Consider the following 9,880-nt stretch of genomic DNA (forward strand, 5'->3'; position numbering starts at 1 on the left):
GAAATGACATTTTGGATGTTTTGAATAGGATCAATATCGAGTTATACTTTCTCTAGCCCTTGCTTAGCGATAGCAATTACATTCTTCAGATCGACACCTTGTGCTTTTGCAGCAAAAATACAACCGCAATAACATTGACGATAAACATCGTACTCCTTACAAAGTTCGATAGAACGCTTATAACCATTATTCTTTTTGAAATCGGAAGGTAAATAATTAACTGAAAAAATTTCCTGAATTTCGAAACCAAGTTGGTTGATTTTTTGACTATTCTTTTTAGGACTCAGCGTTAACGCACTAGCAAAATAATCAAAGCCCAACTCTTGCGCCTTAATCGCCGCCAAATCTAACCGCATCTTATAACAAAGATGACACCGCTCACCACCTTCTGGCGCATCACGCAAATGCTCTACCTGTTTAATAAACTCAGCCGGTTGATAAGGTGCTTCTAAAAACTGCACCTGGTTGCCAGTCTTTTGATTAAAGTCAGCAATAAACTTCTGTTGAACGACACTGCGATACTCATATTCCACGCGGGGATGAATATTTGAATTGGCAAAATAGATCGTGATATCAGCATACTGTGCTAAATATTCCAGCACATAAGTGCTACATGGTGCACAGCAACTATGGATTAACAACTTAGGTCGAGCCGCTGCCAACTGCCAATCAGCAATCACTTCTTTTAAAATTGAATCATAATTCACTTTATTATGAGGATTTAATTTTTCGAGAATATCTTTGGCGTTGATTAACATTCGTACTCTTTAACGTTTGCTTAAGTAAATAATGGAAAATAAGGCAGCTATAATATAGCGAACTGAAAAAGCGTTCAAGTTTAAGGCGAAAAGATTGCTTTTTGGAGAACATTAAAGCTTCAAAAACCCCGCTCCTCAACTTTTTTGGATGATTATCTCTTCTTATCTCAACATTACTTTTTAAACACTTAAAAAAGATTTATGACCTTTACTTAATTATGTATTGAAATTTTACTATAGCCAAATCATATTTTAATGGATCAAGTTTGATCTTCACGCACTGAAATCATATAAAGATAAGCTATCTTTTTACATAATCACTATAAATATGTAGTGAAAATTTTTATCCTTTTATAATATGGTGAGTAAGATTTAGTTACTTAGAAAAAAGCATCTTCTTCAAGCACCACTTATAACAAGTTCTCTAGAGAAACGGCAATAAGCAGCACTAAAATTACCTAATCATTTAATTTTTAATCTTAAATATCATAGATTAAAGAGACAATGCACTGACAATGTTGAGTATTATATCAATTAAAATTGATAGCCATTTTTTTAAAACATAATTTCATTTTTATCACATAAAGGCGTTATAATAGCCACAAATTATCGAATAAAACTTTAGGCCTTAAATTGGATGTTCTAAGTCGATTGAAGAATCTTCAACTTTATAAAAAACGACGTTCAAACAATGTGCTATTCTGGCGCGAAATATATCCTTTAGCAATGCCAATTCTGATTGAGAATTTGTCCGTCATTTTAATGGGTATATTCAGTACATTTTTAGTAAGTTGGATTGGTAAGGCCGAGATGGCTGCCGTCGGTTTGGCCGAAAGTTTTAATATGATTGTGATGTCCTTTTTTATGGCGGTTGCACTCGGAACTTCCGTCGTAGTTGCGTTTAGTTTAGGACGACATAATCGTAAAAAAGCAGTAGTAGCAGCAAGACAATCTATTACGCTATTAGTAATAATCTCAATTTTACTATTTTTGTTCGTTGAGTTTTCAGGCTATTGGATTGTTGAGATTATTGCCGGTAAGGCTGATCCTGAAGTTAAGGAATTAACACTAACCTTTCTAAGATTAACCGTTTTAGGTTACCCCGCCCTTGCCTTTATTTTAGTTGGTTGTGGCGCTTTGCGTGGCGCTGGCAATACTAAAATTCCAATGTATTTAAATATCCTTATGAACATTCTGAATCTATCGATTAGTTATGTACTAATTTATGGTGCTTTCGGTTGGCAAGGACTTGGGTTTATCGGTGCAGGTATTGGTTTAACTACATCTCGTTATTGTGGGATGTTTTTTATTTTGTTGGTGTTGACCATCAAACCAAGCCGGGCATTATTTATCCCACTTCGCAGTTATTTTCATTCATTTAATGGCAAGATACTGATTGATATTTTAGGGATTGGTATTCCGGCTAGTGTTGAGTCGGTGATGTTTAATATTGGAAAATTACTCACGCAGACCTTTGTTGCTGGCATGGGCACATCGACTATTGCGGCAAACTTTATCGCGTTTTCAATTGCTGGATTGCTTAATTTGCCAGGTGGAACACTTGGCGCAACCTCAACCATAATCGTTGGTAAGCGCATTGGTATGGGGCAAATCTATCAACCAACACGGCAACTTAAGTATATCTTTCATTTAACCAGTTTATTACTCTGCTTTTTAGCGTTTTTATCCATTCCGTTCGCTGGATTATTAAGTTCGCTCTATACCGATGATCAAGAAGTTATCGAAATTTCCAAACATTTACTTTGGTTTAATGCCTTATTTACCCCATTCTGGGCGTCATCCTTTGTTTTGCCATATGGTTTTAAAGGGGCGAAAGATGCTAGCTATACCATGTGGGTCGCTATCGGCAGTATGTGGATGTGCCGTATTGTAGTGGGCTATATTTTTGGCGTTTATTTCGGCTTTGGTGTGATTGGTGTTTGGTTTGGTATGTTCTTAGATTGGATCATACGAAGCATCTTCTTTTATCATCGACTTATCAGTGGCAAGTGGCTTTGGCGTCATCAAAAGCGAATTTAAATCAAATTGACCTATTGAATCTGAATCAATTGAACAAAAAGCACTATTAATTAATTCATCTAAAAAATCTACCATATCATTACTCATGTTATGGTGCTAAGATATTCATCAATACCTTTAGGTAATTGTCAATCCTTTAAAGCTTTATATTAAAAAACGGTCTGTTAATGAAGCATATATCACGCTCAGTTAGCAGTTTATATAAATATAATAAGGAGATAAAAATGAGAGTATCGTCAATTGCTATGCTAGTTACTTTCGGATTAGCAAGCTCAGCCGCTCTGGCGCATAGTGCCGACCAAATTATCATCCGTGGTGGTCCTGCCTATGTTCATCCTCAAGATAAAAGTGATCATGTTAAAGTAGGTGGTGCAAAGAGTGATCTTAAGGCTAAAGCCGATAATGACACGCAACTAGGCCTGAATTTTCAATATATGATTACTGATAATTTTGCCGTTGAATTATTAGGTGCCACACCTTTTAGTCATCAAGTTAAACTTGGCGGTGGTAATTCTACTGGTTTATCCGGTGCTCATTTAGGAAAAATTAAACATTTACCACCAACATTGAGCGCACTGTGGTATCCGCTTGATAGTAGCTACGAGTTCCAACCTTATGTTGGCCTTGGTGTTAACTATACTTTCTTTTTTGATGAAAAACTTAGTGGTGAAGCTAAGAAAGCAGGCTTTCATGGCTTAGACTTGGATAATTCCTGGGGCTGGGCTGCACAAGTGGGTACTGATTATTCTTTAGATGAGAATTGGCTGATTAACGCGCAAGTCCGTTATATCGATATTGAAACTAAAGCTAAAACTCATTTAGGTAATACTAAAGTTACGGCAAAATATGATCTTGATCCTTGGGTTGTAATGCTCGGTGTCGGTTACAAGTTTTAATCATAAAAAAACCTCTCATATGAGAGGTTTTTTATTGATGTCCTTAAAGACTTTTTATTGCTTCATACTGCTCTTGTAATTTAGCTTTGTCAGCAACATAGCCTTGTTGTTTTTCTTTCTCTTTAGCCACTACAGCTGCTGGTGCTTTATCAACAAAGCTGGCATTGGAAAGCTTGTTATCAATACGTGCAATTTCGCCTTCAATGCGAGCTATTTCTTTTTGAAGTCGAGCTAGCTCATCATCTTTATTGATCAAACCAGCCATTGGAATAAGTAGCTCTGCACCATCAACTAATTTGGTTACCGATAATGGCCCTGCTTCACCTTCATCTAACAAGACAATTTCTGATAATCTTGCTAAAGACTCTATAAAGGTGACATTGTCACTAATAATGCGATGCACCGTCGGTGATGCTTTTCTGATCAATAATTGTAACGGTTTGCTTGGCGCAATATTCATTTCAGCACGAATATTACGAACAGCGATAACGGCATCTTTAATCCAATTGATATCAGCAACTGCTTCATTATCAACTAATTTGCTATCAAAGGCTGGCATTGGTTGTAACATAATAGTATCTGCTTTGATGACCATTAATGGTTTTACACTTTGCCAAATAGCTTCAGTTATAAATGGAATGATTGGATGAGCCAAACGCAAGAGTGCTTCAAGGACTGTTACTAAAGTATGACGAGCTGCTCGTTGTTGATTTTGCTCGCCATTAGCTAATACTGATTTGGTTAACTCCAAATACCAGTCACAGAACTGATTCCAAGTAAATTCATATAAGATATTAGCCGCTAAATCGAAACGATAAGTATCAAATGCTTCGCGGTATGTTTTCACCGTTTGATTAAACTCCGCTAAGATCCATTTATCCGCTAATGAATACTCTAAATCACCACCTTTAAATCCACAATCGTGATCTTGAGTGTTCATTAATACATAACGGCTAGCATTCCATAGTTTATTACAGAAATTACGATAACCTTCTAAACGTTTTAGATCCCAATTAATATCACGACCAGTGGACGCCAGTGCGGCTAAAGTAAAACGTAATGCATCAGTACCGTGGGCTTCAATGCCATTAGGGAACTGTTTTTCAGTACGTTTGGCAATTTTTTCAGCAAGCTGTGGTTGCATCATGTTACCAGTACGTTTTTCTAATAAATCGGTAAGTGATATCCCATCAATCATATCTAAAGGATCAATAACATTCCCTTTAGATTTTGACATTTTTTGCCCTTCTTCATCACGAATCAAGCCAGTTACATAAACTGTTTTGAAAGGTACTTGAGGTTTGCCATGTTCATCTTTGATGAAATGCATCGTCATCATAATCATTCTTGCGACCCAGAAGAAGATGATATCAAAACCAGTTACAAGAACATTAGTTGGATGGAAAGTCGCTAAATCATCTGTCTTTTCTGGCCAACCTAAGGTTGAGAATGTCCACAGCGCTGATGAGAACCAAGTATCAAGTACATCATCATCTTGTGATAACTCGATATCAGCAGATAGACCGTTTTCACGGCGAACTTCAGCTTCGTCACGACCAACATAGACATTACCTTGATTATCATACCAAGCCGGAATTCGGTGTCCCCACCATAATTGGCGCGAAATACACCAATCTTGGATGTCATTCATCCATGAAAAATACATGTTTTCGTACTGTTTAGGTACAAATTGAATATCGCCATTTTTTACGGCAGCTATTGCTGGTTCAGCTAAGACTTTAGCGCGGACATACCACTGATCGGTTAACATTGGTTCAATGACCACGCCACCACGATCACCATAAGGAATGGTGAGATCATGTGGTTCAATTTTTTCTAAAATACCTTGAGCTTCACACTCTGCAACAACTAATTTACGTGCAGCAAAGCGTTCTAAATTTTGGAATTGTGTCGGAATCTCAGTTGAGTAAGCGGTGCTTGACTCACCATTAGTATCAAATACTTCTGCTTGCGTACGAATCTCACCATCAAAGGTAAAGATATTAATCATCGGTAGTTGATGACGACGCCCTACTTCATAGTCATTAAAGTCATGAGCAGGTGTGATTTTTACACACCCCGTACCTTTTGTCATATCCGCATGTTCATCGCCAACAATAGGAATACGACGATTGACAAAAGGTAATATAACAAATTTACCAATGAGATCTTTATAACGAGGATCTTCAGGATTAACCGCCACACCAGTATCACCAAATAGTGTTTCAGGACGAGTCGTTGCGACAACAAGATAATCTTTACCATCTGCCGTTTTTGCACCATCCGCTAATGGGTAGCGCAAATGCCACATTGATCCTTTAACTTCACGATTTTCAACTTCAAGATCTGAAATTGCCGTGCGTAATTTTGGGTCCCAATTCACTAAGCGTTTACCGCGATAAATCAAATCTTCTTGATAAAGTCTTACAAAAACCTCTTTAACAGCATTAGAAAGGCCTTCATCCATCGTAAAACGTTCACGATCCCAATCAACAGAATCACCTAAACGTCTCATCTGCTTAGTAATACTTCCACCTGATTCAGCTTTCCATTGCCAAATTTTTTCGATAAAAGCATCTCGACCATAATCATGGCGAGTTTTATTTTCTTCAGCGGCAATTTTACGTTCTACCACCATTTGGGTAGCAATACCTGCATGGTCAGTACCTGATTGCCAAAGCGTGTTATTACCTTGCATACGGTGATAACGAATTAATGCATCCATAATAGTTTGTTGAAATGCATGTCCCATATGCAAACTACCCGTTACGTTTGGTGGTGGAATAGCAATGCAATAACTAGGCTGAGATTTGTCACCATTAGGCTTAAAGTAACCACTTTCTTCCCAATGTTGATAGATAGGTTGTTCGATTTCTTGTGGATTATAAGTCGTATTTTTCATAATAAAGGCATCAATCCTAATTCAAGGCATAAAAATGGCTATTATTCTACAGTAAAAAGACATAACAATAAATTGCTAGACGAATAAAGTCGTTGATTAAATCGATTTTCCTAGAAGGTAGGAATATGGTAAACAAAAGATCGCCGGTCGATAAGCGATCTTTTATCTCAATAAATGGATTGTTAATGATGATAAATAAAATTATCGATCAATCTAGTTTTACCAATATAAACCGCTAAAGCGCATAGACTATCTTGCTTTAATACATCAACATTGGTTAACGTTGCAAAATCAACAAATTCAATATAGTCAATTTTAGCTAATGGTTCATTATTTATAACGTTTTGCATGGCCTTTAAGATGGTTGCAACTGATTTTTCACCCGCTTTGATCATTTGCTTAGCCTGTTCAATTGAACGATATAAGCAAATAGCGGCTAGGCGTTCTTGTTCAGACAAATAGCTATTGCGCGAACTTTTAGCCAGTCCATCACTTTCACGCACAATCGGGCAACCAATAATTTCGATGGGAATATTGAGATCTTGTACCATTCGTTGAATGACGGCTAATTGTTGCGCATCTTTTTGTCCAAAATAGGCACGATCAGGTTGAGTAATATTAAATAGTTTGGTGACAACTGTACAAACACCTTTAAAATGTCCTGGTCGCTTTTTTCCACAAAGCGCATCAGTTAAACCATTAACATTGACATAGCTATTGAAATTCGCATCATACATTTCATCGGCGGACGGCCAAAAAATCAAATCAACGCCCATTTGCTGACAGGCTTTTTTATCTCTTTCTAAATCACGCGGATAGCTAGCTAAGTCTTCTTTAGGTCCAAACTGCATTGGATTAACAAATATGGTAACAATGACTCTTTGATTATCTTTTTTAGCGCTAGCCATTAAGCTTTGATGACCTTCATGCAGATACCCCATAGTCGGAACTAAACCAATACTTTCGCCATTGTTACGCCATGATTTAACCTGATCGCGAACTTCATCGATAGTGGTTATAACTTTCATGTTTATTATCCTTTCAAGCTAGTTTGAAAATTCAGATTTGAGTTTGGTCATGATCTCATCATCAATAGCAAACTCATGAATAGGTGCAGGGAATTGTTGCTGTTTAACTTCTTGGCAATAATCCGCAAAAGCCTGTTTCATTTGATCACCCATTGGGGCAAAAGATTTAACAAATTTGGAGGATACACCATCATACATAGATAACATATCCTGATAGACTAAAACTTGCCCATCACAACCATGACCAGCGCCAATTCCAATAGTAGGAACACTAACAAGTTCAGTTATAAATTTAGCTAAATCAGCAGGTACACATTCGAGTAAAATTGCCGCAGCGCCTGCCTGTTCAACAGCTAAAGCATCTAAAATAATCGCTTTGGCTGCTTGATAATTCTTACCTTGTACTTTGTAACCACCTAATGCTAATACTGATTGTGGCATTAAGCCAATATGGGCAATGACAGGTATTGAGGCTTGAGCGATCATCTTAATATGCTCACAAAATGCTTGTCCACCTTCAAGCTTCACCGCCTGAGCATTCCCTTCTTGTATCAATCGTCCAGCATTATGCACGGCATCATAAACAGATGCATGGTAAGACATAAACGGTAAATCGGTTACAACCAATGCTTTTTTAGCACCTCTGGCCACGGCTTTAGAGTGATGGATCATATCGTCCATAGTGACTGATACTGTGCTTTCATAACCCAGCATAACCATACCTAATGAATCACCCACTAATAGACAGTCGACACCGCTATCATCCATCAATTTTGCTGTCGTATAGTCATACGCGGTTAGCATGGTGATCTTTTCTTGATTTTGTTTGCGTTGTTGTAAAGTCAAAATTGTATTTTTCAAGGTAACAGTTCCATTTCTAATTGATGATAATCCCTATCCGGATGTTTTTGACGACTGATATTAAGCAAAATAGTCGATAATTGTTGATAAATTGGTTTGAGCTCATCTGGCATTGCCATCATATGTTGCTTAATGGTTTCAATATCGTTACGCTCCACAGGTCCAGTTAATGCATCTATGACTCCCGCTTTACAAATGTTGTTGGCATTACCAAGAAATAGCGGATGCCAAGCTTGTTCAATAAACTCTTTATCTAATCCACATTGATTAAGTAAATCTACACCTATTTGTACGAGAGCTAGCACTTGATTACTTAGCATGACACAAGCAGCATGATATAGTGGCTTTTTATTTGCTGAAAGAATTGCTAAGCGATTAGGCAATAGCGCTAAAAAACGTTGTAATTGGTCGATAATAGCTTTATTTGCTTCGAGCGTAAAAGAGACGTCCGACATAGTATTATAGCAATCGAACTTATCATAAATAGCATATAAAGGGTGTAATGAAAAAGCGAATGGATGCACAACTTTATTTTGCTGAAATATGTGTGATGTCAATAAGCCACTACAATGACCAATCCATTTATTGGAAATAGGTAATTGACATAATTCATGCCAGACAGAAGCAATTTGACCATCAGCTACTGTCACCAATAAACAATCGCAATTATTCACTAAATCAGCTAAAGATGAATAAGCATAAGATTGAGTAAAATCACTAGCTTGTTTAGCGTGTTCATAAGTTCGGCTATAAAAACCTGCAACTTGTAAACCCGATAAACTAAAATATTTCGCTAGTGTGCATCCAACTTTACCAGCTCCGATAAAACCAATATTCATTATTAATAACAAAATTTAAACAAAGCGGCATTATAGCCTAATTTGATTGAGATTCAATTTTTAACCCAAAAACAAGCAAATATTCAAGAATTACTTGCTAATCAAACCTAAAAAACCCCGCTCCTCAACTTTTTCGATAATTTTAAAAAGCAATATAAGCGATTGAGAATGATAAAAATAGTTATTTTTCAGGATAGTCAGTTAATTCTTCTTTTTTCTTAATCTTTTTTATCTTTCCTGCTTTCTGAATTGAGTTGACGTTTATCTTCTTCCAATTTTTTATTTTGCTTTGATTCTTCATAGTTTTTGTAAATATGATATAAAATAATACCAACTGCAATGGCGAATAGTAAAATGATAATTATAGAGGCATCATCTCCGTCGCTCCCCCTTGATTGATGACTAGGAGAATAATGCATGTGAACTCGTGGGATATAAGTTCTGTTATATCCAATCCCATACGCATTTTGTATCAGAGTAATTAAAAAAACTAAAGCTACTATTATTTTTGTTTTCATTATTTATACATCCCTGTAATAACGAAGTGATCTTATTT

At 36.7% G+C, this 9,880-nt stretch carries 8 protein-coding genes; 2 read left to right on the top strand and 6 right to left on the bottom strand.

The features are described 5' to 3' along the window. Nucleotides 1-41: 41 nt before the first annotated feature. Complete coding sequence (locus tag A9G08_RS09665; protein ID WP_065563497.1) at nt 42-758, bottom strand: epoxyqueuosine reductase QueH; 717 nt, start codon at nt 756-758, stop codon at nt 42-44. Between the two features lie 633 nt (nt 759-1,391). Here A9G08_RS09665 and A9G08_RS09670 point away from each other — a divergent pair. Both A9G08_RS09670 and A9G08_RS09675 read left to right on the top strand, forming a co-directional pair. Continuing rightward, complete coding sequence (locus A9G08_RS09670) at nt 1,392-2,798, top strand: EmmdR/YeeO family multidrug/toxin efflux MATE transporter (protein ID WP_065563498.1); 1,407 nt, start codon at nt 1,392-1,394, stop codon at nt 2,796-2,798. A 224-nt stretch (nt 2,799-3,022) separates the two neighbouring features. Further along, a complete protein-coding gene (locus tag A9G08_RS09675) occupies nt 3,023-3,694 on the top strand; it encodes an OmpW/AlkL family protein (protein ID WP_065563499.1) in 672 nt (223 codons plus the stop codon). 43 nt (nt 3,695-3,737) lie between these two features. Here A9G08_RS09675 and A9G08_RS09680 read toward each other — a convergent pair whose 3' ends face one another. The 5 genes from A9G08_RS09680 to A9G08_RS09700 all read right to left on the bottom strand — a co-directional run bounded on the left by A9G08_RS09680 (nt 3,738) and on the right by A9G08_RS09700 (nt 9,842). Further along, nucleotides 3,738-6,596 carry a valine--tRNA ligase gene (locus A9G08_RS09680; RefSeq protein WP_065563500.1) on the bottom strand — a complete coding sequence of 953 codons (2,859 nt, stop codon included), beginning with the start codon at nt 6,594-6,596 and terminating at the stop codon, nt 3,738-3,740. 182 nt (nt 6,597-6,778) lie between these two features. Continuing rightward, complete coding sequence (gene panC, locus A9G08_RS09685; protein ID WP_065563501.1) at nt 6,779-7,624, bottom strand: pantoate--beta-alanine ligase; 846 nt, start codon at nt 7,622-7,624, stop codon at nt 6,779-6,781. Between the two features lie 18 nt (nt 7,625-7,642). After that, on the bottom strand, nt 7,643-8,485 hold the full coding sequence (gene panB, locus A9G08_RS09690; protein ID WP_065563502.1) for a 3-methyl-2-oxobutanoate hydroxymethyltransferase: 843 nt from the start codon (nt 8,483-8,485) through the stop codon (nt 7,643-7,645). Continuing rightward, the gene (locus A9G08_RS09695; RefSeq protein WP_065563503.1) at nt 8,482-9,324 is read right to left on the bottom strand and encodes a Rossmann-like and DUF2520 domain-containing protein; all 843 of its coding nucleotides are present in this window, start codon (nt 9,322-9,324) and stop codon (nt 8,482-8,484) included. The genes panB and A9G08_RS09695 overlap by 4 nt, the downstream gene beginning before the upstream one ends. A gap of 218 nt (nt 9,325-9,542) precedes the next feature. After that, nucleotides 9,543-9,842 carry a hypothetical protein gene (locus tag A9G08_RS09700; RefSeq protein ID WP_065563504.1) on the bottom strand — a complete coding sequence of 100 codons (300 nt, stop codon included), beginning with the start codon at nt 9,840-9,842 and terminating at the stop codon, nt 9,543-9,545. Between the last annotated feature and the right edge of the window lie 38 nt (nt 9,843-9,880).

The sequence above is a fragment of the Gilliamella sp. wkB195 genome, assembly GCF_001690445.1.
GTDB lineage: Bacteria > Pseudomonadota > Gammaproteobacteria > Enterobacterales > Orbaceae > Gilliamella > Gilliamella apicola_E.